General features: G+C 57.0%; 16 protein-coding genes and 5 pseudogenes. 14 read left to right on the forward strand and 7 right to left on the reverse strand.

The features are described 5' to 3' along the window. Positions 1 to 15: 15 nt before the first annotated feature. The 6 genes from HDF16_RS24810 (at position 16) to HDF16_RS24840 (ending at position 5,317) form a co-directional block, all read left to right on the forward strand. A complete protein-coding gene (locus HDF16_RS24810) occupies positions 16 to 543 on the forward strand; it encodes a GNAT family N-acetyltransferase (RefSeq protein ID WP_246410009.1) in 528 nt (175 codons plus the stop codon). Positions 544 to 760: 217 nt separating this feature from the next. Next, entirely contained in the window at positions 761 to 1,423 is a 663-nt protein-coding gene (locus HDF16_RS24815; protein ID WP_184222722.1) for a hypothetical protein, read from the forward strand. A gap of 527 nt (positions 1,424 to 1,950) precedes the next feature. Then, a complete protein-coding gene (locus tag HDF16_RS24825; protein WP_221313138.1) occupies positions 1,951 to 2,550 on the forward strand; it encodes a hypothetical protein in 600 nt (199 codons plus the stop codon). Between the two features lie 248 nt (positions 2,551 to 2,798). Then, complete coding sequence (locus tag HDF16_RS24830; RefSeq protein ID WP_184222728.1) at positions 2,799 to 3,164, forward strand: hypothetical protein; 366 nt, start codon at positions 2,799 to 2,801, stop codon at positions 3,162 to 3,164. 142 nt (positions 3,165 to 3,306) lie between these two features. Continuing rightward, positions 3,307 to 3,873 carry a TetR/AcrR family transcriptional regulator gene (locus HDF16_RS24835; RefSeq protein ID WP_184222730.1) on the forward strand — a complete coding sequence of 189 codons (567 nt, stop codon included), beginning with the start codon at positions 3,307 to 3,309 and terminating at the stop codon, positions 3,871 to 3,873. Positions 3,874 to 3,901: 28 nt separating this feature from the next. Then, positions 3,902 to 5,317 carry a nitrilase-related carbon-nitrogen hydrolase gene (locus tag HDF16_RS24840; RefSeq protein WP_246410011.1) on the forward strand — a complete coding sequence of 472 codons (1,416 nt, stop codon included), beginning with the start codon at positions 3,902 to 3,904 and terminating at the stop codon, positions 5,315 to 5,317. A gap of 79 nt (positions 5,318 to 5,396) precedes the next feature. On the opposite strand, the pseudogene HDF16_RS32115 reads toward HDF16_RS24840, so the two are convergent. After that, a pseudogene (locus tag HDF16_RS32115) lies at positions 5,397 to 5,648 on the reverse strand (chorismate mutase); the annotation flags it as partial. A gap of 512 nt (positions 5,649 to 6,160) precedes the next feature. On the opposite strand from HDF16_RS32115, the gene HDF16_RS24850 reads away from it, so the two are divergent. Together HDF16_RS24850 and HDF16_RS24855 are read left to right on the forward strand one after the other, a co-directional pair. Next, positions 6,161 to 6,823, forward strand: coding sequence for a hypothetical protein (locus HDF16_RS24850; protein WP_221313139.1), 663 nt, complete (start codon positions 6,161 to 6,163; stop codon positions 6,821 to 6,823). Further along, complete coding sequence (locus HDF16_RS24855) at positions 6,793 to 8,496, forward strand: GGDEF domain-containing protein (RefSeq protein ID WP_348641423.1); 1,704 nt, start codon at positions 6,793 to 6,795, stop codon at positions 8,494 to 8,496. Before HDF16_RS24850 ends, HDF16_RS24855 begins: the two co-directional genes overlap by 31 nt. A 112-nt stretch (positions 8,497 to 8,608) precedes the next feature. Here HDF16_RS24855 and HDF16_RS24860 read toward each other — a convergent pair whose 3' ends face one another. The 4 genes from HDF16_RS24860 to HDF16_RS24875 form a co-directional block, all read right to left on the reverse strand. After that, positions 8,609 to 10,165: a family 43 glycosylhydrolase gene (locus HDF16_RS24860; protein WP_184222737.1), complete on the reverse strand. Its 1,557-nt coding sequence runs from the start codon at positions 10,163 to 10,165 to the stop codon at positions 8,609 to 8,611. Between the two features lie 274 nt (positions 10,166 to 10,439). Next, positions 10,440 to 11,423 (reverse strand): PQQ-binding-like beta-propeller repeat protein, encoded by a 984-nt coding sequence (locus HDF16_RS24865; protein WP_184222739.1) that lies wholly within the window; start codon positions 11,421 to 11,423, stop codon positions 10,440 to 10,442. Between the two features lie 281 nt (positions 11,424 to 11,704). Beyond that, entirely contained in the window at positions 11,705 to 14,611 is a 2,907-nt protein-coding gene (locus tag HDF16_RS24870; RefSeq protein WP_221313141.1) for a glycoside hydrolase family 2 protein, read from the reverse strand. A gap of 85 nt (positions 14,612 to 14,696) precedes the next feature. Further along, positions 14,697 to 15,806 (reverse strand): serine hydrolase domain-containing protein, encoded by a 1,110-nt coding sequence (locus HDF16_RS24875; protein ID WP_184222743.1) that lies wholly within the window; start codon positions 15,804 to 15,806, stop codon positions 14,697 to 14,699. A 735-nt stretch (positions 15,807 to 16,541) separates the two neighbouring features. Here HDF16_RS24875 and HDF16_RS24880 point away from each other — a divergent pair. Further along, positions 16,542 to 17,685: pseudogene (locus HDF16_RS24880) on the forward strand (IS3 family transposase). Positions 17,686 to 17,903: 218 nt separating this feature from the next. Here HDF16_RS24880 and HDF16_RS24885 read toward each other — a convergent pair. Continuing rightward, positions 17,904 to 18,512 carry a hypothetical protein gene (locus HDF16_RS24885; protein ID WP_184222745.1) on the reverse strand — a complete coding sequence of 203 codons (609 nt, stop codon included), beginning with the start codon at positions 18,510 to 18,512 and terminating at the stop codon, positions 17,904 to 17,906. Between the two features lie 255 nt (positions 18,513 to 18,767). Here HDF16_RS24885 and HDF16_RS24890 point away from each other — a divergent pair, with 255 nt between their 5' ends. The 5 genes and pseudogenes from HDF16_RS24890 to HDF16_RS32125 all read left to right on the forward strand — a co-directional run. Further along, positions 18,768 to 20,576 carry a tetratricopeptide repeat protein gene (locus HDF16_RS24890; RefSeq protein ID WP_184222747.1) on the forward strand — a complete coding sequence of 603 codons (1,809 nt, stop codon included), beginning with the start codon at positions 18,768 to 18,770 and terminating at the stop codon, positions 20,574 to 20,576. Between the two features lie 1,092 nt (positions 20,577 to 21,668). Continuing rightward, entirely contained in the window at positions 21,669 to 23,231 is a 1,563-nt protein-coding gene (locus HDF16_RS24895; protein WP_184222749.1) for a tetratricopeptide repeat protein, read from the forward strand. Continuing rightward, entirely contained in the window at positions 23,232 to 23,606 is a 375-nt protein-coding gene (locus tag HDF16_RS31670) for a tetratricopeptide repeat protein (protein WP_184222751.1), read from the forward strand. It begins immediately after the preceding gene. A gap of 15 nt (positions 23,607 to 23,621) precedes the next feature. Further along, positions 23,622 to 23,876: pseudogene (locus HDF16_RS32120) on the forward strand (tetratricopeptide repeat protein); the annotation flags it as partial. Between the two features lie 176 nt (positions 23,877 to 24,052). Beyond that, positions 24,053 to 24,251, forward strand: a pseudogene (locus tag HDF16_RS32125) (IS110 family transposase); the annotation flags it as partial. A gap of 398 nt (positions 24,252 to 24,649) precedes the next feature. Here the strand turns inward: HDF16_RS32125 and HDF16_RS24910 are convergent. After that, a pseudogene (locus HDF16_RS24910) lies at positions 24,650 to 24,744 on the reverse strand (IS66 family transposase); the annotation flags it as partial.

The raw sequence follows: 24,744 nt of genomic DNA on the forward strand, positions 1-24,744 counted from the left end.
ACGACCCAAGGGGGTATGACTCGCATGATCCGACGTTGTTTTGACGAAGATTTTGATCAGGTTTGGGAGGTAATCAATGACGGCGCGAAAGCCTACGAAGGATCGATCCCCGCGGATCGCTACGAAGATCCTTATATGACAAAGGGCAAGCTTCGAGACGAAGTCAATGATGGTGTTGAGTTCTGGGGACTCGAAGGCGAGGCAGGCTTGGCCGGTGTTATGGGCATCCAGAAGGTTCGGGATGTGACGCTGATACGGCATGCCTACGTCCGTACAACAAGTCAGCGCCGCGGTATTGGCACTAAGCTTCTCTCTCATCTGCGGATGCTAACGCACACGCCGGTATTGATTGGAACCTGGGCGGACGCCGTATGGGCCATCCGATTCTATGAAGGCCACGGATTCAGGGTGGTTTCCCCGAGGGAGAAAGAGCTTTTGCTCCGGACCTATTGGACAGTTCCAGCGCGCCAGATTGAGACATCTATTCTATTGACCGACGAAAGGTGGCGCGCCGAAGGTCGGCTCGGCGAGGGCGTCTTATGAGCAAGCGCTCGTCAATTGCTCCTACCTAGTGCGCGTACGGGAGAGGAGTGTCCGTACCATGCACTATCTGAGGTGTGATAATCCACTGAAGCTATCGCTACCTACTTCGGTTGTCTGCGAAATGGCCTAAGATCGAGGCGGGTATTTATTACCTCATTCGGTATTTCGAGTTGTTTGCATTCAGATACGGGGCCACGCTGTGGAAATGAGAGGGATTTTGGACATGACGAAATTGCAGCCGCGCAGAATCATGGGTATGTCGGGCGTGTTGATCGGCGTTGGTATAACCCTGGTACTTCCTCTCTACTTTCTCTACTCCGGACCTCCGCCCGCATGGGACGTCTTCACTCGTGAACTAATCAATCTATTCGTTTTGGTGCTCTTCTTTATTTTTTTTGCTTGCTTCAGTCACTTGATCCGAGAAGCCGACCAGGCATCAGGGTGGCTGGCCTCCATTGTGTTCGGTGCGGGGCTTCTGTACGTCGCTATCGGACTCATCGCCACGGCGAACGAAACTGGGGTAGTCTATGGATCGCCGGGCCACCTGCTCGACCCAACCATCGATGGACCGCTTGCTGATGCGAACATCTTGATGCACGGCTCAATCAAACGCTTGTTGACAACAGTGGCGCTGCTGGCCGGTGCATGCGCGATCAAACGTACCGGGATTCTCCCTTCGTGGGCGGCAATGAGCGCCTACACAGTTGCTCTCTGCAATTTACTTTTTGTTCCGGCTCTTTTCTTCGGACACGACGTGACCCGCTTTTACAGTGCAGTTGGTTGGGGAAATTCGGCGCTTGTCGGTAGTTTTTTCGGCTATTGGACATTCGCGACTGGTTTCGCGGCATTGCGCCCGAAAAGCGACGCCCCCATAAGCTGACTTTCGTAGGACATACAGGTCTCGCTCTGCGCGCGAGTAAGGGTTCCCGGAACGGACATTCTAAAGCTGGCTCGCGCCGAAGTTTCAGCCACGCACTGATTCGATGAGTGCATAAAAACTGTGACCAGGAGTAGTTCGCAAGGGAGTTTCATAGTGGAACATCGATTCGTGCTGGCTCTACTTTTGTTTGCACTACAAAACAAACTCTGTCTTGCGCAAGATGACTCAGCTCGACCCCAGGTCTTCGCCCCCGGCGTCATTTCAGGACCGGCTCACGATTCTTCCCCCACCTTTGCTCCGGATGGGAAGACTCTTTACTTCGCGCGAAGCAACACTTCATCCTCTACAATTCTGGTCTCCACTTTCAACGGTCACCGATGGGCCTCCCCGGACATAGCTGCTTTTTCAGGAGAGTGGGATGACGAGGAGCCAGTCATGTCGCCGGACGGATCGTACTTGCTCTTCATCTCCAATCGTCCTTTAGCGAAAGGAGCTAATCTCCGCGACGGTTTCTACAACGGGAAGAAATGGCCGATGCGGGGCACGCACTATGGCGGGTCAATCGAAACGACGCGGGTTGGGAGAACCCTTTTCCTCTGCCGACAGTGATCAACGACGGATCATCGGTTTTTGCTCCAGCTGTAACGACCGACGGGAGTTTATTCTTCATGAAGCCCGACGGAGCGAAGGGTAAGTTTCGGTTATTCCGGGCACAGCGGGGAGATGCCGGGTTTGAGAATCCGCTCCCAGTCTCTTTTAGCAACGGGAAATTCACCGATGTTGATCCTGCAGTGGCTCCCGACGAGTCTTTCATTGTGTTCGGTTCGAATCGCCCTCCAGCCCTAACGCATATCGATCTGTTTATTGTCTTCAAACAAGGGATCGGTTGGGGGAAACCCCAGCACCTAGGAAACCTCATCAACAGCCCAGGTTCTGATGCCGAAGCGAGACTCTCGCCGGATCACCGCACCTTGTACTTTTCAAGCGACCGAGTGACGCCGACGGCGTTTCCAGAGAACAAAATCACCCGCCTGAGTGATCTGCAAGCAATGACAGAATGGGATAATTCGCTCTACAACATCTGGTTTGTTTCACTCGATACGTTTTTGCCGGTGATTCGGAAATGAAGAGACGAAGAGACACCGTCCGTCCCTCCAGCGTGGTAACTTTCGGGATACGGGCGTGGATCTTCACTGATTTCACGGTCCGCCGATAAAGACCCCTGGGAGCTGCTCGTAGGCAGCGTGAGCTCGGCGATCGCGCCAAGAACCTGAATTGGAGTATGAGATAAGTTTTCGTGAATCCGCCGTTCACTTTCTGATCATCGCCGTTCCCTGGGCTATCCTTAGTTTCTCCATCAGAAGAGCGTACGCTGATGTTTGCCGCACACCTTGCTGCTGGTCTCGCTATCAGTGAAGATGAACATCGTCCGCCGATGTCTTTGCTGCTTGCCGACGTGTTTTTCCCCGACCTGATCGATAGGACTCCGACCGCCGGTGTTGAGCATCCGCACCCGCGCTCTTTTTCGGCGGCTGGTCACACTCATTTGTTTCAGTACTCGTGGAGGCCACGGTGTTCGCGCTTCTATGTCGATGGAGAACTCGAGATTTATTTCTGCTATTGGCGTTTCTGCCAGTTGCTGATCTCTGTCTGGCTTTTAGCCGTATTTCTCTACGATGAAGGCCACTCTCGCATGCTTTCCTGGCGGGCATGGACAGTCGCCTGCATTGTGCCGGGGTAGATCTGCGTTTTCTGCTAGGAGTTTGACGCCACCGCATGGAGTGGGCCTTCGTGAGTCAGGGCGCGGGCATACGGCGTATACATCATTGGTATGCAATGTATACATCGAGGGCCGATCTATCCAAAGCGATCCAAAGAAAGATATGGCGGCATCTATCCGCGAGGCTGCGCGTAAGCTATTGGATCGAGAGGGCATCACCGCACTCTCGATGCGTGGTGTGGCGAAGCGAGTCGGGGTCACTCCGATGGCCCTCTATCGGCATTATGCTGACCGCGCCAGCCTGCTGAATGCAGTGGCTGACGAGGGCTTCGGCGAACTGGCGGCGCGCGTACGGGCGCTGCGGCTGGACGGAAGCGTGGAGCAACGCCTGATGCAGGTGGGGACTGTATTTTTGGACGTGGCTTTGACGCTCCCGAATCTTTACGAACTGATGTTTCTAACGCCTCGGGCGGGGGCGCGGGTGTATCCCCGTGACTTCAAGGCGGGTCGCTCTCCGACTTTCAACCCCACCGTCGATCTGCTCGCAGAGGCGATGCGCGCGGGGGAGCTGCGGCTTGACGACCCCGTGGAGATTGCCTTCGAGCTAAGTGCGTTGTCGCACGGCCTGATCGTGCTGTATCTGGGAGGGCGCGTGGCGCAGAGCGAGAGGCAATTCCGGATGCTTCACCAACGTTCCTTCAGGAGATATCTCAATGGTCTTCGTCCTTAGACGTCCTCTGATGTCCGCGATACTCGCCATGTTCGCCACGGCCGCACTGTTGCTGGTGGGAAATGGAATGGAGCCAGTATGGCCCTTGATGTGGATTGCATTCGTGCCGGTGCTGTGGCTGGCGACCGTGGTCGACTCGTGGATCTTTACGGCTGGAGCGGCTGCACTTGCCATGCTCCTCGGCAGTCTCAACATGTTGTACTACCTGCATTTTGTGCTGCAGGCACCGATGTCCGCGTGGCTGATTCCTTTTTCGATTGCCCCATTACTCTTTGCTGGGGGTGTTCTTTTATTTCGTGGTCTCGTGCTTTGCGGAGCAGTCATTAGCGCGACCATCGCCCTGCCTGCGTTCTGGACTGTGTGCGAATTTATCGCCAGCTTTGCACCCGCGAACGGCACAGCCGGCAGTTTGGCATATACGCAAATGCGCTTCCTGCCTATGCTCCAACTCGCTTCCATTACCGGCCCGTGGGGCATCACGTTCCTCCTGCTAATGTTTCCTTCGGCGATTTCTGCGGCGCTCTATCTCCGGGGCCAGGAACGCTTGCAGTTGATGGTCTTGTGCCCGATGCTGGCTATGCTCAGCGGTGCGCTCCTGTTTGGTGTCGTTCGGCTTGCGGCGCCGGGTTCCGAACAGCGCATCACAGTGGGACTGCTGGATACGGATAGGGTCGTGTTCGCGGACGACACGGCGACGATGCGGAAGCTGGCGATAGGCTATCGGGAGGAGGCCGAGCGGCTCGCCCGCCAGGGGGCAGAGATCGTACTCATGCCGGAAAAGACAGGTTTGCTCCTGGACGACGACGCGAAGAGCTTCGACGCGGTCCTGCAGCCGGTTTCCGACCGGACAGGAACGACTCTCGTCATCGGCGTGCTGCATCGTACCAAACAACAATCTTTCAACGAGGCGCGAATCTACACACCGGATCAGCCCGTCACTACGTACGATAAGCAGCACCTGCTGCCGCCGTTTGAGTCGAAGCTGGCTCCGGGGAGTTCACTGGCGCTGTTGCCGAAGCTTTCGGTTCCGGTCGGTATTGCGATCTGCAAGGACATGGATTTCGTGCATCCGGCGTTAAACTATGGACGTGCCGGCATCAAGCTCCTGCTGGACCCAGCGTGGGACTTTGACGTTGACCGCACCTGGCATGGACATATCGCGATCATGCGCGGCGTTGAAGGGGGATATGCAATCGCACACACAGCCAAGGATGGCTTTCTTACCGTCAGCGACGACCGCGGGCGCATCTTGGGAGAGGTGCGAACCGATAACGGTTCTTTCGCGTCTCTTATCGCGAATGTGCCGCTACGTCACGACCAAACCATATTTGATCGATACGGTACTTGGTTTCCCTGGGTCGCAGGCGTGTTTCTGATTGCCGCAATGATTCGCTTACTGTTCGGACTCCGAACGATCTTCCTTGCGCCCACGTCATCTCAATAAAGAACAGTCGCCGTGTCGCCCAATTCTCATGCTTTGGGCTGGCGCGCCCGCCATCCTCGGTCTCTGTGGTGATGAAATGCATAACCATATCTAGAAACAGCTTTTCGATCATGTCGGGATTTACGCCTACAGTGACTGCCCACCCGCGACGAGTCTCCAGCATAGAAGTGACACGCTCGGATGCCGCTACATCGCGTTCACTGGTCTTGAAGCGTGCAGCATGCTTCACGCAGACCATACGTCTGCCAATCAACTTTACGATCTCCTGATCTACGCGATCGATCTCGGCCCGTACCTCGGGCAAAGATGTAAACGACGATGAGTCTTCCATGTCCTATGGATAACAAATTGAACTGTGATATTCAAACGGCATTCTGGTCATGGTCTGCCCGATCGTCGTCAAATGTTAAAACATAGGGGTTTGATGGTATACACAGGTTCCCGATTCCCTCCGCAAAAGAGATGGGCCCGGCTTCGGGAGCGGGCTCGGGCGCTTCTTTGTTTGTTACCTCTATGGGGTGCTACGGCAAGCCATTCCTCTAAAGAGATACGGCGTACCACGGAGGTTGTGTAGCGAGGTACGTCTTTAAGCTGAAGGATTGGTGTGCTGGGCCGATGAGTAATCGAGGAACACTCATGAGAGCGGGGACTTGCGCCCTATTGGTGACCCCTGACCTCTCACCATCGTCGTATCGGATTGCACGCCCGCGTGTTCAGTCAAAAATGGGTTTCTGAGCGTGCGAATAGCATCCGGAGAAGTGCAGGCTAATGGGGCATATGGGACATACAGTACTTGAAATGCGGTCGGCGCCGGCGATCGGGTTATCCCGGCGAAGGATGGCGGTGCTTCAGATCATTGCGCTTGCTGGCGCGATGGCATGGTCGACACCGCAATCTGGCGGGGCGCAGATGACGCAATCGCCGATCTTGACTACGACCGGTGCCATCCAGGGACTGTCTCACGCTGAGGCAGCGAAGGCGCTTCATGTCGATGTCGTTGTCACGGTCGAATATTACGAGGCGAAGCGGCTCAGGCTATTCGTATCCGACTCCACGGGTGGGGTGTATGTCGCGCTGGGTTCAACAGACGTGCTCCCGATTGAGCGCGGTGACCTGATCGAGATAGAAGGAGTAACTGACGCCAGCTTCCGGACCAGGGTAACCGGCGCGAAAATTCGGATGCTGGGGCGGAAGGGAAGTCTGGCACAGCCGCGAGAGGAAGGATTCAGGGAACTGATGTCTGGCAGGGAGGACTGTCGGAGCGTGCTTATCCGGGGGACCGTCCGTTCGGCGAGTCCGAAGCCGGGATCGGCGAAGGACATGGCGCAGCTGATGGTCCAGATTCCAGGAGGGACGGTCCGGGTCTATGTTGAGAACGCACGGGGAATGGATCTCGAGAGCCTGATCGACTCAGAGGTGCAGATCGGCGGAGTCGCGGGGGGATCTTCAACGGCCGATTCCAGCTTTTGCAAACAGTGCTCTACGCGACGGACTGGCGGCAGTTAAATGTGGTTCGGGCAGCGCGGGTGAAGCCACGAGACCTCCCGTATACCGCGATTGGCGACGTGTTGCCTACAAGATTTCTGGATGACCGGACGGAGCGAGTGCGAGTGCAGGGAGTGGTGACGTTCTACGAGCCGGCGCACATGATAGTGATCCAGCGCAACGGGGAGAGCCTGCTGGCTGAGACTCACGAGGTGACGCCAGTTGCCTTGGGCGAGGTGGTCGACCTGACTGGCTTTGCGGATGGCAACGACGCCGGGCCGAAGTTGAATGAAGCGCAGATTCTCCCGACCGGCCGGTCTGAGCAGGTGAAGCCGCAACCGGTAAAGTATGAAGACGCTATCGGGGGGAAGTACAGCGATGGTCTGGTGACGATCGAGGGTGAGGTACTTTCTCAACTCCATAACGAGATCTCAGACACGATGGTAGTGGTGGTCGAGGGGCATCCAGTTAGTGTCCTCCTGTGGACAGGCGATCGGCCGCACCTGCCGACGTTGCCCATGGGGACGAAGGTCCAGGTCACTGGGATCTGCCGCGTGACCCAGACTGATTCGTGGGGCAGTTCGGTCTCCTTTCTGTTGGAGATGCGGGAGCCCGGAGACGTGGCAGTGGCGGCGAACGCATCCTGGTGGACGGTGACTCATTTGCTGCTTCTACTGGTGGGATTGCTGATGGTCTCGGTGGCGATCACGGGATGGGCGCTGGTGCTGCGGCGACGAGTGTCGGCGCAGGCGCAGCGGATACATACCTCCATGGCGCTGGAGCAGCACCGGAGTCGGCTGCTGGAGAAGATCAACTCGTCGACGCCCCTACCGGAGCTTCTGGATGACATCTGTGGGTCGATCGGCCGGCTAGTTCCTGGGCTGGATGTGAAGTGTGAGGTGTTGGAGGCGTACCACTTTGACTCGAGACAAAGGAAAGCCGTCTCCCGCCGAACGGAAAATCGGGGTGTAGAGACGGCAGGGAATCAGGGCGTGAACGTGAGTCGAACCAAGGAGCTATTCAAGGTTGAGCTGACTGAATCGTCCGGGGCGGCGCTCGGGCACTTCCGCGTCCGCTGTCAAGTAGACAAAGCGCTCACGGGAGAGGAGGAGCACGCTCTTGGCGTGGGTGCAAGCCTTTCTAGCCTAGCGCTTAATCAGCGCCGACTTTACGAGCGGCTAAACTTTCATTCGAATCATGACCCCCTGACCGGGCTGCCGAATCGGAGGTACTCGGATATACGTTTGGAAGAGGCGTTGCGCAACTCCAGCCAGCGCAACCGCCTGGTCGCAGTGATTTACATTGACGTGAACCACTTCAAGCAGGTGAACGACGAATTCGGTCACAAGACAGGCGATCTGTACCTACAGCAGATCGCGGTTCGACTGGGTTCGCAGGTTCGGGCCGGAGATCTGCTAGCCAGAATTGGCGGTGATGAGTTTATGCTGACCGCCGAACTGACGAGTCTGAACGAAGCTGAGAGCTATCGGCAGAGGTTGCAGGGGTGTTTCGGGACTGTGTTCAAACTGGAGGGGGTGGTGGTATCTGGCTCGGCGAGTGCCGGACTGGCGATCTCTCCGGAGCATGGAACGACGCCTGAAGAGCTTCAGCGTCATGCGGATATGGATATGTACGCGGCGAAAGAGGCTCGGCGGCTGGGGATGGGGCCCAGGGCGATGGAAGTGGCTTCGTAGGGCGGGTAGCAATGCGCTGTGTGGGACGGCGTCAGATGGCGTCCCGACACAGTCGGGTCGTCGGTCAATAACTTGCAAGTCCAACTAAATTCGGATTCTCTGCTGTGGTTCGCTACTTCGGCTCGTAATTCCAATTCCGGAAGGCCGCGGACCCTGAGCCACAGGCATACAACGCGGGCCGAAGATCGAGGAAGCCTCCGATAGCATTCTGCTGGTAATTCGTTACGTCCAGGGATTCTCGGATGTGTACCCATTTGGCTGTAGCCGCTCCATCCTGGAGGCGATAGTAGAAGTCGGCGACCTGGTTGGTGTTGACGATTCGGAGGGTCGCTCGTCCACCGCGCACGAGAAAGGTCTTCGATAGCGACTTCGCGTTCGGGTCCGAAGTGAGGCGCAATCCGCAAAAGTGGGTGCTGTCATAGAACAGGATCAATCCCGCCTCGCATCCCTGCGCGATCTCAATGTCAACCTCGACCGTGTATTCCGGCTGCATGGCGGCGCGCGTCAGCGGAGAAGTGGACTGGATGCTGTCGCCGTTGGCCGCCAGTGTGAGTGAGCCATCCGCGAGCCGAAACCGGTTCAGGTCATAACCCTTCCAGAACTGCCATTGCGGATCAAGGGTTGTGCCGGAGAATGCGGGGACCATTTCCGCTGCCGATTCGGGTTCCAGGTGAGACTTAGCAATCGGGACCCCTGCCGATACCTGATCGCGCACCTTGTACCAGCCGTCCGCAGTCCATTGGATGGGCAGCAGCAGAACCTGGCGACCAAGAGTCTGAGCGCCATTCCGATAAGAGTGTAAGGTCATCCACCATGAGCCGTCTGCGTCGTCTACCAGGCGTCCGTGGCCCTGCGACCACCACGTCTCGGCCCTGCTGCGGGTGTGAACGATGGGGTTGTGTGGCGACCACTCCCAAGGTCCGTCGATGTTGCGGCTGCGGGCAGAGAGCACCATGTGGCTGGTGGGCGGCCCGGACGTTCCGCCCTCGGCGACGGACAGGTAGTAGTAGCCGTTGTGAGATAGCAGCTTAGGAGCTTCCAGGCACTCGCATTCCACCTGCCAAGTGTCGGGGATAGTCCAAGGCCTGAGGACCTTGCGAGGTTGCTCCTTCACGGAAAGACCATCGTCTGAGAGCTCTGCCATATCCCCGCCAGCCATATAGAGAATACGGCGGCCCTCGGGAGTCACTCCGTGCGTGGGATCAATCCCGCTAAGACCGAGCGACACCGGCTTGCTCCAAGGCCCCAACGGATGCGTTGCGTGTATGACGAAAATCTTACCGTCACAGGGATAGTAGATGTAGAAGAGCCCCTTATATTCGCACAGGAATGGCGCCCAGACCGCTCCATAGTAGGCATCGAGAGCTGCTCCCGCGACCTTCCAGTGCACTAGGTCGCGTGAATGCCAGATGAGGAGACCCGGGGAGTAGTGGTCAGTCGTATGAACCAGGTAATAGTCACTGCCTACGCGGAGAGCACCCGCATCGGGATGATCGCCGGCAATCACTGGATTCACATAGGTTCCGGAAGGCCAGGACGGCCTCGACGATGCAAACGAGAGTGCCGGCCAGGAGGTGGCTGCAGCAGCGGTTACGGCTGCCCCTCCAATCTGCACGAACTGGCGTCGCGTCCATGATGGGTTCAGTGCGTTCGTGGGGTCAGAGCGCATGCGTGTGCCTTTCAGTGAAGTGTCGGATAGACCGGAGAAGACGGTGTTCCACGATGTAGGCCAGCTTGCCTTTATGGTCCTAAAGACAGATTTTGCCGCAGAGTGGAGATGTGTGCCCCAGCAATCGGCGCTCGTTCGGGTTTGTACGTTTCGGTGGACGAGAACTGTCAATCAAGCTTGTTCCGCATAAGTGTATGGAGCGTTCTTTGAGAGTGGTTTGCTGGGTGCTCGCAACGCTGCATGTCCCGTTAGAGAGCAAGTGAGTGCCGCTGTACTAGTGGATCGGGCCGAAGTGGGCGTCTTCCAGAGCCGGACCTACTCCAAGAAACTGGATGGTTGTGGCCGGTCCAAGATCCACCGGAGGGCTCCATGACTGGAGCACCCACACCACCTGCTTCGCCGGTGTTAGTTCGATGGCCTGCACGGAGCCTGGTTCGTTCTCCGGAGTCTTAGTCCATTCGTTGATCCAGTTGTTGATCACAGTGTTGCCGTTTGGCAGCCGCCACGCCTGCTGCAGGCTGGTGAATTCGTAGGCGGCTGTATCGGACGGGCGGAAGCTCCAGGGAATGTCTCCACGCTGCGTCACCTCGCGCACACCTTCTTTGTCCGTGATGAGCACGTTGCCGTTCGAAAGGGGCGTGACGCCCCATGGCACGGTTGCCGGGAAGGACCATAGTTCTTTCCCATCGTAGTCGTATTCCACGACCTTGTTCGAGTCCATGTGGGCCACCATCAGCGTGCCGCGGTCTGTGAGGCGGGCGTGGCGAAACTGTCCATGCGTGCTGTCGGGGTGTCTCGTCTGCAGGGTAACCTCATGCTCGGTCACATTCGTGACGATGTTGACGACCCGCAACACGGCCGGATTGCCATTCTGGATGTAAAGGACACGGTCCTTTCCGATAGGCATGGCGGTATGGACCTCATGTCCTGCAGCGGTGTCGTAGTTCCAGACGACTTTCTTGCCGGGTGTGATCTCGGTGACACCGAACTGGTGGGCAAAAAGAACATTCCCGTTGGAAAGTATCACAGCGTCGCTCACTTCGCCCTTGCCAGTAGGGTCGTCATAGGACCACACCACCTTCCCTTGCCGCACAAGGAATATGCGCCGCTCATGCGATTCCCCGGCGTACAGGAAGTCGTGTTCCGCCAGCCCCTTGCCGGGCAACGGTGAGGACGTGCGGGCGCCCCCCTGAGTTTGTGCTACGGACGCGCCACATGCGACCAGCAAACACGCGAGCAGTCGAATTCCTGACGTCATGATCAATCCACCATCTTCTTGCGTTTCGGCGAAGCGATCGTCGCGTTGTGGGAGAGAGGACTAACCCGTCCATCCACATCCATCGGGGCGGGGAACAGGCGTATGGCCCTGCTAGCAAGACAGAGGCTTACGATCAACCAACGCAAAGGCGGTACAGAAGCGTCGCGGACAGAGGTAGTACGAGTCATTCGGCAAATCTCCTTCATGCGGCTCCGCTTCTCCAGTCAGAGATCTGAAACAGAACAGCCACAGCTACTGTGCTCTTAGTTATCAGGTGAGCCCTATGGTTTCGGCAACGTTCCGAAGTACAGGCTGATGTGGCCCTTGTATTCACTGTTTGCAAGGGCCGGCTGGCCCGATGGCCCCATGGTTTGCGGACCGCCGAACTTGTTGCCAATGGCTGGGATGGCATTCAGGAACGAAAGTCCGGTGGATGGAAACGGCACAGCAACCTGGCCGAGCAGTTTTTCGGATGCCGTTTTGGGTGCAAAGACCTGCAGGTAGACCGGCGAGTCAGGGTGCTGCTCCAGCGTAGCGGTAATCTCACCTTCGGTGGTGTTAAATTGCACCCAGCGCACGCCGGAATAGAACCCCTTGAACACCGGGTAGTCGAAGTGATCTCCCGGCTCCAGGTCATCCGGATCGCCCACCATGGTGTTGTTATAGGACCTCTGCCACACATCGAGAGTTCCACCGGCTAGGCGGTTTTGGTAGACGGGATTGGGTCCTTGTCCGAAGAAGCGCATGCCCTTCACGTCGGCCTCAGGATAGTCGAATCCTATGCCGAAGTACTCATGGACACCGCTCATGGCGTACTCGTAGTCAAGCGATAGCCATCCGTTAGGCTTCAGACGGTAGAGCAGCGACTTCATGGGACCGTCGAACGTCACTGAGACGACCAGATCGCCGCCCTCTATCGCGTGCGTGACTGATACCAGCTTCGAGGGTGCGGCAGTGGATTGCGGCGGCAAGGACGTAGTTTGCCCGCGGACAGGCACAGGTCGAGGGTCCATGGCAACAACGCGAGGTCCGTTCTTCAGCGAGTACGTATGTCCCTGCCGCGAGGCAGACACTAGCAGCCCGCTGGTCTTGTCAATTTGGATGGACACATCGCCGGCCTTCGCGGTCAATGCGTCCGACGTTTCCGTCCACGCAGGTTTTGCTCCGCCACCATTCTTCGCCGTGGCTTCCGGCGCGCTTGCGATGCCTTGTACAGGCCAGACATAGGTCTGGATTACCCGTCCCGTTGCATCCCGGATAATCAGCCGGGTGGCGTCTGCCTTGGCCTTGCCGCGTCCGGATGCGGAAGCCGGAAGCCCCCATCCATCCCACGCTGCCGAGACCCCGGGCGCCAGCGAGTGTCCGTGGTCTGTCCGCGAGGCCAGCACCACGGACCCTGACAGTGCGTCGCTGGGTCGGCGGAATTCGATCGTCTGCCACTCGTACGTGCATCGGCTCGCGTTGAGGAAGCTGTAGCGGTTCGTCACGGCGTAGGCATGTGATCGGCTGTCAGGAGGCGTGACGATGACGGGCGACCAGAGCTGCTTGATGGTATCGAAGCTCGCTTCATGCTCGCGATACGGCCCAACAATGCCATCGGGCGCATAGTTACCCTGGGAGTCGAGGATGCCGCCTTTGTCCACGCGCTTCACATCTTCGTCCAGTAGCGCCCAGACGAATCCGCCTGCGCCTGCCTTGCTCTTCAGTATCGCGTCCCAGTAATCCTGCATGCCTGCTCCCGCGCCGCCGTCATAGAGGCCGTGCAACATTTCCGTCGGGAATAGGACAGGATCGGCGGCGAGTTTCTGCTGCAGTCCTTCGTAGGTGGGATAGTGCTTGGTATCCGCAACACCTACAGGAAATTCGGCCCATGGATGCAGGACGAGACGCGTCTGCGGATCGTACTTCGCGTAGTCGCCGTCCAGATCGAAGTTGAAGCCACCTTCATTCCCGTTATCCCAAAAGAGAATGGAGGGATGGTTCACATCATGCTCGACAAGCTCCTTCACCAGTTTCCTGCCGACACCGGTGTCATAATGCGCCTGCCAGCCCGTAAGCTCGTCCAGCACATAGAGACCAAGTTCGTCACAGGCATCCAAGAAGTGACGATCCGGCGGATAGTGGCTGGAACGGACCGCATTGCCATTCATTTCCTTGATCAGGTTGATGTCGTCCTTGGAGATCTTCTCGGAAAGGGTGCGGCCGGAATCCGGCCAAAATGAATGCCGGTCGACTCCTTTCAAGAAGATGCGATTGCCGTTGACGAACAGGCCTTGCCCGGGACGAACCTCAATCGTGCGGAAGCCGAATCTCTGGTGGACCGTGTGCACGACTTTCTCGTTTATCTTCAACCGCACGTCAAGCCGATATAGGTTCGGCGTCTCGGCGGTCCAGAGTCGCGGATTGGAAATCTTTCCGGACAGGTGCGCCATACCGCCTAAAGTTGCACCTGTCACTATTACCGGATCTCCGAGCGGCTTGCCGCTCAAATCGAACACCTGTGCATCCACCGTCGCCGCTGTGCCGGTCACTCCTGCCGTGCTTCGATCGGCGAGCCTGGCATCGACCTCCAGCACTCCTGCTGCGGTCGCATTGATGGCCAGGTGTTCAATGAACGTCTTCGGAACTGCCTCCAAATAAACCGGACGGAAGATTCCGGCGTAATTCCAGAAGTCGCCACGGCGCTCCGCGCGATTGACAGAGGCATCCGAGGATTCGTCATCGACGTCAACCTGAATCTCATTGGGCTGACCGGCGGGCTTGAGCAGGTGGGTGATGTCATAGTGGAAGGCATAGTACCCGCCCTGGTGAAGCGGACCCGCGGATTGGCCGTTGACCGTGACCCGCGTATCGGTCATGACGCCCTCGAAGTTCAGAGTGACTGCCTTGTCTCGCCACGTCGCGGGCGTAGTGAACGGGCGCTTGTAGACCCCGTGGATCTTGGTCCAGCCGCCTGCCGGCGCGACTCGGCCGTAGGTGTAGATGCCGAAGCCCTGCAGTTCCCAATTGGAAGGCACACTGATGGTGGACCACTGATTTGCATTCGGCCCGTGGTCGCACAGGAACTGCCACTTCACTGGATCGTCTTTGCCGAGCCCAGACAGATATCGAACCTCAGTTTCGGCGGCGTGTGCTACTGGAACCACACAAAGGAGTAACAGAACCGTAAGGCAACCGAACGAACGCATAGCATCTCCAGACAACAACAAGTTTGCAAAGGACAGACTCCCCAGTGCTCCTACACCAATGGGCACGAGCACAAAGTTTCTGCCTCTAGTGATCTTTCTTCTTTGGATGAGCAATTAGATTTGCTATCGTGCCCTTCAACTCCGCTTGATCCGCAGGATCTTCAGAAAGTGGCGCTGCCTGAAAAGCTGGCAGAAGGTGATCCCAGATGGCGTTCAGCTCTCCCTGCATGTTGCCTGTATCCGCGGTGATGGCAACGACGGCGTCCTGGTCCGGCATCACGACGATGAATTGACCGCCCGCTCCGTCCGCGCGGTAGGCGTTGTGACGGCAACGCCAGAACTGGAAGCCGTACCCTTCTATCCAGTCGGGCCCGATCTGTGCGTGGCTCTCCTTCTGGTTATCAATCTGCTTGGAAGTCGCCTGCTCGACCCATTTGCGTGGAACCAACTGCTTGCCGTTCCACCTGCCTTTCTGCAGGTATAACTGCCCCAGCTTGGCGATATCCTCCGTGCGAAGGTAAAGACCGTAGCCGCCAAGCGAATTACCCTCTGGGCTGGCATCCCATCGGGGAGATTCGATGCCCAGCGGACCGAAGACACGAGGCTTGAGATACTCAAGCGCCGTCTGTCCCGTGACCTTGGTGACGATGGACGAGAGCACGTAGGTGCCCATGGTGTTGTACAGGAAATGAGTTCCCGGCTGAAACACCACAGCGTGCGCGAGAAACTGTTTGACCGTGGGTCCGCCATCCCGCTTGGGCTCCACGTCATGCCCGCCGGACATGGTAAGCAGGTCACGGACCGTCATCGCCCGCAGGTTCGCCGAAGCATTTAGCGGAGCGTCGGTCGGAAAGAACTTCACCACCCGATCGTCCAGCTTCAGCTTGTGCTCATGCATGGCAAGCCCGACAGCAGTAGAAGTAAAACTCTTGCTGACGGAATTCAGGACGTGAGGAGCATCAGCGTAGTTCGGCTTCCACCAGCCCTCCGCGATAACCTTGCCGTGCCGCAGAACCATGAAGCTGTCGAAGGTTTCCACGTTCTTGTCCGCAGCTTGCACAAAGTCCAGGATGGCACGCGATGAGATGCCCTCAGCCTCTGGCGTGCTCCGAGGCAGGCTCTGTGCCTGCGTAGAAAGCGTGCACCCAAGCAGTGCGCCGACAACCATCCAACTGCGGATCCGATTCGTCTTCATTACCCCTCCTATTGCTGTCTTTACCTTGATCCAGCGCACTGTCTGGTTACTGCGTTGCGATCACCAGCTTCTTGCCGGCCGCAAGCTCACTGTGGTCGACAAAATAACCGTTCACCTTCCTGCCGCCGACCGTAATGCTGGTGATCGGTTGGCCCGAGTTCTTCTTTAGGATCGTCGCGGCGCGTGAATTGCTTGCTCATCGTTGGCATCCCCTCATTACGTAGCTCAAGCAAACCGCAGGCCGCGTTGTCTCTGCCGTGTTGGTGATATTCACAATGGTTGGCGTCAGGCCTTCGCCCGAAGCGCACTTCGGCTGGTTCGAACAACCCGCAACCGGTCCAATGGTGTCTGCTGGGGCTGCGATACCGGTCGTAATAACCTTCGGCGTGTGAGATTCAGCATTAAGTGTTAACGTCTCGATCTGTGTTAAGGAGCAGCCTGCGCGCAGATAATGGCACGCCTAACCGCAGGACAAAAATACTCGAAAATGACAACGTTGTCTACGAATGCGGCATCTGGTCCCTGTCGACGCCAAAACAGCTAAACCGCAATATTGTAGAAGATAAGTTGGTCAGGTATGTTTGCGTCCAGAGTTGAGCCTCTGCACTGGTACTTCATGAACTTTATTTCAGTCACTTTGGTCGATGCCGCCCTATGATCGGCCCCGGCACATTTGTACCAATTCAAGTGTCAGTCTTCGACCAGAACCTGACCTGAAAGGGTGGAGGATTTTGGATGAAGGAGAAGCGTTTTTCTGTGGAGCAGATGGTTGGGATCTTGAAGCAAGCTGAAGCGGGTGTTTCTGTGACGGGGGTGATCCGGAAGGCAGGTACCAGCGAACAGACCTTTTACCGTTGGAAGGCGAAGTACGCCGGGTTGGAAGTCTACCAAGTACGCCAGATGGCTCAGCTGCAGGAAGAGAACCTGAGGCTGAAGCGGTTGGTGGCGGACCGAACGCTGGACACGACGATGCTTAAGGATGTGCTCTCAAAAAATGGTGAAGCCTTCGCGGCGTGGACCTAAGGTCGATCGGTTGATGAGTAGCTATGGCGCGAGCTGACGGCACGCCTGCCGCGTTCTATGTGTGACTCGCGGGACGTATGGTTACCGAAGCTGCCTTGATCCACGAACTGAGTTGCGGATGCGTATCCGCGAAATCGCTCAGGCGAGAGTGCGCTATAAATACCGCAAGATCTGCGTGCTGTTGAATCGCGAAGGCCGGGATGTAAGCAAGTATCTGGTGTATCGGCTGTGCAAAGAAGAAGGGCCGATGCTGAAGCGTACGAAGCCTGCGGGCAGGCGTAAGGCTGCTCGTCTGCGTGAAGACAAGGTCAAGCCGACAGGTCCTGATGAGGCCTGGAGCATGGACTTCGTCTCGGACCAGTTGCAGGACGGAACGCGTTCCGTTCGCTGACCATCGTCGATGTCTACAAGCGAGAACGGCGATGGCGATCGAGCTGGGCCAGAGCTCGAACGGAGACGATGTGGTGCTCACGCTGAATAAGTAAAGCTCGAACGCGGTGTTCCGAAGGTGTTATTTTGCGACAACGTCAGCGAGTTCACTAGTCATGCGATGGACCTGTGGGCTTTACCAGAATGGAACGAAGATCGACTTCTCAAGGCCCGGCAAACCGACCGACAATGCGTTCGTGGAAAGCTTCAATGGAACCTTCCGCAGTGAATGCCTGAACACGGACTGGTTCATGAACCTCAAGAGGCAAAGCATCTGATCGGAGCCTGGAGGCACGAATATAATGACGGTCGTCCTCACGCATCTCTCGCGGACAGTACACGAGGCGAGTTCGCCAGTCAGTACGCGGCTAGCCGCGTACTGACTGGAACCCAAACCGGTCGAAGACTAATTCTGACGCTGTTATAAAGATGCTAGGCCCTTCAGTAAAGGACACGAAATCTGTATCTTCATGTCTCGACATTGTTTGCGCGATGAAAAAAATGTCGAGCGTGAAAGAAGGGCAGTGGGTTGCGCTTCCATACATCTATCTCCTTTTGAATGTTTGAATCTCTGGTGGAGAGCGAACTCGATTCAACTTGATCCGTGTGTTTGCAATACTTAGAGGAAGCGAAGAGCGCCAATCCTCACCAACGCTCGATGATTTGTTCGGGTCTGCGAACCACGCCGTGGATGGCCTGAGGCCCAAAGTGTGTCGTCGCAGGTCCCAAGAACACCAGTGAAATGTTTGAGTAGCTGACCTCGTCCCCTCCGGTTACACAGACCTGCAGGGTCGAGGACGGCGGATCCGTCTCGAAAGTGGCGTTGCTTCCATTTCCCGTCACCATCTTGACAGTGCCGTTTAGCTGAAAGCCCGACTTGGTCGCTGGACTGAACGTGGGGCAGCTATCCATGTTCCAGGTGATCGTTGCGTTGGTCAGCGTGATGTGGTGTGTGTGGGGGTTCTGGCCACCCTTCGTCGCATCGAGAACGCCCGCCGTGGTCCCGTAGTCGGACATTGTCATATCGAGAGCAAAATCGGCGGTGCGCCACTCGCGGGCCCATTCCGGATGCAGATCCAGTGTCCACTGAGCATGCATCTCGTACGGTCCGCCATTGACGTTCGCCGGGGTATAGTCGTTGATCAAGCCGCTGTAGTGCACTGGTCTGCGTTCCTGGGCCAGAGCGCAGCTCGCTGAAACCAGTAGGAAGAGTGAGAGCTTGCATGCGGCCGAAGCCAGAGAATTGCTTTTCATGATGGGTCTCCAGTTCTGGGATTGGCGCTCAAGCTGCTGAAGATGACAGAGCTTCTCGAGAATTGAGAAAATTGGCCGGGACCTCAGTGACTTCACGCCTGAACTGATGCCACCATCGTGGACTCACGCACCCGGGTCAAGCGGCAAGTCAGAGGACAGCTACGTGCAGTCAAATACCGTCTATTGCGGCTCTCGCCGACAGATTTATAACCCGCTCATTTCCGGTGCGATAAGCTGATTCTCCCGGAGATCTTCATGGCTGAGCCGTCGTGTCAAATTTCGCCTGTAGCCAGCGAGTCCGAAAAGCGACTCGATTCGTGGAAGGAGATCGCGGCCTACCTAAACCGCGATGTCACGACCGTCCAGCGCTGGGAGAAACGGGAGGGAATGCCAGTCCATCGGCATGTCCACGACAAGCGCAGCTCTGTATACGCCATTACCCACGAACTCGATGCCTGGATTCAGAGCAGACGTTCGCGCGTGGACGAGTCGGAGCCCGAGACAGAATTACCATCGGCCACTCCTGACTACACTGAGGCGACTAATCGCAGAGGAGCTTACCTGCGCTTTGCCCTCGCAGCATTTCTTGGATTCGACCTGGCGGTTGTTGCTTGGCTCGTATTCCAGCACCGTGCAACTACCTCGGTTGTAACTCCGATTCATTCGTTGGCGGTACTGCCGTTACGGAACTTGTCTGGGGATGCCACACAGGAGTACCTAGCTGATGGCATTACCGAGGCCTTGATCGGGCGCCTTGCAAACATTCACGATCTTCGGGTGATCTCCCACACGTCTGTAATGCATTTAAAAGACGCCCAACTGTCCATACCGCAGATCGCAAAAACACTGGGGGTGGATGCTATTGTCGAAGGCTCCGTCATGACACAGGGTGATCACATTCGGGTTACGGCACAGCTCATTCGCGGTGCGACCGACCAGCACTTCTGGTCCGAGACCTATGACCGCGGAATAAGCGATGTGCTGAGCTTGGAGAGCGAACTGGCTCAATCCATTGCAGACAAAGTGGAGGTCACGGTCACCGGGGAGGAACACCAGCGGCTCAGCTCGGCGCGTCCTGTTGCGCCTGAAGTTTACGAGAGCTATTTGAAAGGCGGATTTGCCCTAGGCCAGGGAAACAGAGCCGGCGATGAGCAAAGCATTCATTATTTTGAAGATGCAATCAGGAGAGACGAAACGTTTGCGCCAGCTTACGTGGGACTGGCCCGGGCGTACACCAACCTCGGAACGGTATTTAGTGGAGTTCCTCCGGAAGCAACGCGGCCAAAGGTAATCAGTTTTGCTCGAAAAGCGTTGACGATCGATCCTAATCTTAGTGAAGCCCACGTCGCTCTGGCCTTTGTCTTGCAGGAAGAATGGCACTGGACGGAAGCGGAAGCGGAGTACAAACGCGCCCTCGAATTGAACCCGAACGATGCACAGGCCTACTCCTGGTTTTCCCTGTGGCAGGTATGCCAGGGACAAACGGACAAGGCTGTTGCATCCATCGAGCATGCTCGGGCGCTGGACCCGGTCGGGGTCTCGGGTGGCAGCGTAGCTTGGATTCTGTTCCAGTCACATCGATACGAAGACGCTATCCGCGAATCAAGCAGCGCCTTGGCCATCCAACCGAACAGCGCGATCACGCTTACGGGCCTTGGATTTGCGTTGATCGCGGACAATAAGTCGGCAGACGCAATTCCAGTGCTGGAAAAAGCCGTCTCCCTTTCGCATGATAGCCCTGCTGCGACTGGCGTGTTGATCAGGGCATACGCCCACGCAGGCCGACGCGACGACGCGGTCCGCCTCCTCGCCGAACTGAACAATCGTAGGAAGACGGGTTACGTTCCATCCGGTGCGTTCGTGAACGCTTACCTTGGTCTTGACGACAAGGAACAGGCCTTCTATTGGCTCGAGCAAGCATACAAAGAACAGTCAAATATCCTGCAGTTCCTCAATAGCCACCCATATTTCGACCCAATTCGCGAAGACCGTCGTTTCGCCGACCTGGTCCGCAGGGTTGATCTGAAGGAAACGAGCATTACGACTTCTGGCTTCACTCGGTAGGACCGGCTTGTCACAATCTGACGCGGCCGCTCTGCGACGATGGGACTTGCACCTGGCTGAGCGTGGCGGCAAACAGTCGCGTAACCGAGCCATCGTCGCTGTTGCACGCAAACTCGCTGTCCTGCTCCATCGCATCTGGGTCACGGAATAACCGTACATGCCGTTCTATGCAGAAGTAGTTTCAAAAGTCTGAACCATGTTTACTGTTGCTAACCCCGCGTCTCGACGACTGCGTGTCGTTGTGGGCCTTCACAGGGCCGGCCGAAAACTAGCAACATCGACTTCTCCGTGTGACCCCATCCCGTCGCAGAGCCAAGAGCGGCTCATTCAAAGTGCGAATAGAAATCAAGGTCGAGAGGCAAGGACCACCGGAACAAACAACACCAAAGGCAAAGACGCTATGAAAGTGAGAACAAGAACAAACGCCGCTTGACATAAAGTGACCTGCTGATCGAAACAACGACTTTGGAGGAGAGAGGGCATAGCGCCACGAGGGTAGCAATCGGGTCTCAGTGAAGGTGCCGGGCGATGGTCTTCTCTCTGCGATGGTCCTCTCTATCTGGATGCGGTGCAGCAAATGTCCGATGATGCGGTTCGCGCTCAATTCGTCAATATTTCCGTGGACTTAGCCGACCGCGTTTCCTATACTGGCGGCGAGGTCTTACGCTCCCTGGAGATGGATCATGACGGGACCAAACGATTCTAAGCCGAATGCGGAGCAGAACAACGGATGCGCAGTTCCACACGCTCACTGAGGGCAGCCTGCACAGCCCCCGACCGCAGCCAAGCCCAATCTGGACTTCGAACCGATCACTGAAAAACGCCTTACGTCAACCACAAGGAACAGATTCCAGTCGTGTCCTACTCCTACGGCGCAAACAAATGAGCTATCTTCCGCTGAGATGAACCGACCTCTGAAGCCAGCTCGGATGCCCTAACAGGGGCGACCCTCGAGCCGGTCGGCCACATTTCAGTCGTTCAAAGTTCAATCGCGGATTGGCAATACTCGACAACCGACGCTTGCGCCTCCGGTTTTTTCTTGCGTTCGTCCTAAGCGGTTAACAACTTCCTCGCGACTACAGGTGACCAGCTATGGCTACTATCACGGCGTGCAAGCCGGGGGCCGATCGAGGCTCCGCGTTTCTTTGCTACAACAGTCGTGATCGACCACAGGTGATCGCAATCGCCGAATCCCTGAAAGCCGTTGGCAGCGATGTTTGGATCGACGACTGGCAAGCGGGGACGACGATGCAGGCGCTTTCGGTAGCTTTATATTCTTCAGCCAGTTCTATTGGCGCCGCCGTGATCTTCATCGGGGAGAGCGGCCTTGGTATCTGGCAAGGATTTGAGGCGCGGCTGTTCGCTCGCGCGTATTTCGAGCGTGCCCTCCCGATCGTTATCGCGCTGCTGCCAAGCGCTTCACGCGTAGCTGCCACCATCCCGCCGATGCTCGTGGCCGTACCGCGAGTCGATTTCGGCAGCGTTCTGCGGCCTGAGGGTGTAGAGATGCTCCGCCGGGCACTCGCTGCGAATCCGAGTCAGGAAAGCAAAGCGTCTGTCCGCAGCGTGATGGAGGGCGAAGTAAGCTACGGGCAGATCGGCCTGAGCGCCGACGAATTGAACGTCGAACTCATCACCAAGCTCCATCGCATTGACGACTATAAGTGCGGAGTCGAGATGCTCGAAAGGATCGTGGCACAGGCGCGCTCGGCGCTCGGCGCACGACACCCCAAGGTCTCCTTTCATCTGAACGAACTCGGCTTGCTGCTTCGAGAACTCGGGCGCTTCAAGGAAGCCGAAGTTTCCTTCCTGAAGGCCGTCCAGATCGACATTTTCAACGTCGGCGAGCGGCATCCTGTCGTCGCGACGCGCCTCAACAACTTGGCGCTCGCCCTGCAGGAGCTTGGACGCTTTCAAGACTCCGAGGCTATCTATCGTCGCGCCATCGCGATCGAGGAAGCATATGCTGGCGGCCAGGATAGTCTCGCGATGACGTTGAGCAACCTGAGTTTGGTCAAGAACAACATGGGTAGATACTCGGAATCACACGATCTTCTTCGCCGCGCGCTCGCGATCGATACAAATCTGTTCGGCGCGAGTCACTCTGCGGTTGCGCGTGACCTCGCGAATCTGAGCTTTGCCCTCCATATGCTAAACCGCCTTGACGAGGCCGAGGAGGCGTGCCGCCAGTCGATCGCGATCGATACAAAATGTTTCGGTGCAAAACATCCGTTGGTGGCGACGAGTCTCAACAATTTCGCCGCTCTCAGAATCGCCCAGGATGACTTCCCAGGAGCAGAGGAACTTCATCGCCGCGCCTTATCTATCGACCGCGAGGTACTTGGCGAATCCCATCCCAATGTAGGGCGCGACACACAAAATCTGGCAGGCCTCTACTGCACACTCGTTCGTCTGGATGATGCCGAGAAGCTGTGGCTCGACGCAGTGGCGATGTCAGAGAAAACTTTGGGCGCTGAGCATTATCAGACAGTCTTTGCGCAATGTGGTTTGGCTGGTCTCTACGCGAACGAGGCTCGCTACGGTGAAGCGGAGTCGCTGTACGTTGATGCTCTCGCCATCACAAGTCGCGTTTACGGACAGGATCACATGCATGTTGGCCAAGTGACGAATGGGCTCGGTGAGCTCTATCGTTAGATGGAGCGATACAACGAAGCGGAAGAACTCCTCCTGCAGTCACTCGCCATTGTGACCCGGCATCGAGGACCGGATCATCCGGCGGTAGCGGCGTGCATCAATAATCTCGGGCTAGTTTGTCAGGAGACCAATCGGATGGAGGAAGCAGAACGTGCAGCGCGACGCGTACTGGCCATCGACGAGCGGGCTTACGGCACCGACCATCACGAAGTTGCGCTGGATCTATTCAATCTCCCGCTTCTGCTCCGGGCGACCAACCGCCTCACGGGGGCGGAGGCTGCATTTGAACGCGCACTGGCGATCCAGGAGAGGAGCCTAGGACCAGAGAATCAACTGGTGGGACGTACCCTCAGTGCTCTCGCATTGCTGCTTTAGGGCACAGGGCGTCCGCAGCAAGCTGAGCCGATGATGCGACATGCTTTGTCGATCAGTGAACACGTCTACGGTGCATCGCATCCAGAGACCGGCACTTGCTTGAACAATCTTGCGATGCTGCTCGCGGGCCTGGGCGGCGCGGTCGAGGCAGAGCCTCTACAGCGGCGTGCGCTCGCCATCTCACGGCGTTCCTGCGGAATGAACCATCCCGACACGCGTAGGTGCGCGAGTAATCTTGTGTGGATTCAAAAGATGCTTTCGGAACGGTAGAGTTCAACTTTCAAAGCTTCGCGCGATGATTACAGCTCCGTACATCAACTCGACGGGGAACGATTAACCTCTCTTGAACCAGGTCTCGCAAAACGGCATTACTGCGATGGTCCGCCGCTTCATCTCCTATTCAGATGTGAGCGATCTTGTAAGCAGGTTTCAGGAAGATCATCGGCATGCAGATTCACTCAGTTGGCATTGATCTCGGCAAGACGACCTTTCACCTCGTAGCTCTCGGCGATCACGGCAGAATACTTCTGAAGAAGTTTACTCAACGGCAATTGATTACATTCACAACGAACCGGCAGCTCGCTGATTGGAACGGAAGCCTGCTCTGGGGCTCACTTTCTCGGTCGTGCCCTGCGAGCCATAGGTCCAAAGTAGGAGACATTACAAAAGTCTCACAATCCCCCATGGCTTTCTGAGTCATCTTCTTAGCGTGGCTATTGAGACGAGCGTCGTCCACCCAGTATCGCAGTCTTCAGTATCCCTCCGAAATTATGATTCTTCTGAGTTGCAGACGTCGCGCGCTGTTCCCGTTCAGATGGCGCTAGGCAAGGGGGCGGGGACTCGGGTGGCAGCGTAGCTTGGATTTGTTCCAGTCACATCGCCAACATGGAGTGGAGTTGAACACGCTCCTGGATCCTTTACCGATGCTTCTCTTGCTGCCGGTCGTTCAGCACTCCGCCAATGTCGGTAGGCGAGCGAGGCGTGCCGTGGTCATTGGTATCCGCGCCACAGTGGAGTGCTCGAACATCGCCGGCGACTTCAATGTAAGCGTCGGCCTGCAGGGCACCCTTGTAGAGCTTCAGGTGCTGGCGCGGGTTCTCGCCCTTGCGGTCGGGCGAATAGGCGAACCACACGGCGG

It is taken from the genome of Granulicella aggregans (genome assembly GCF_014203275.1).
GTDB lineage: Bacteria > Acidobacteriota > Terriglobia > Terriglobales > Acidobacteriaceae > Edaphobacter.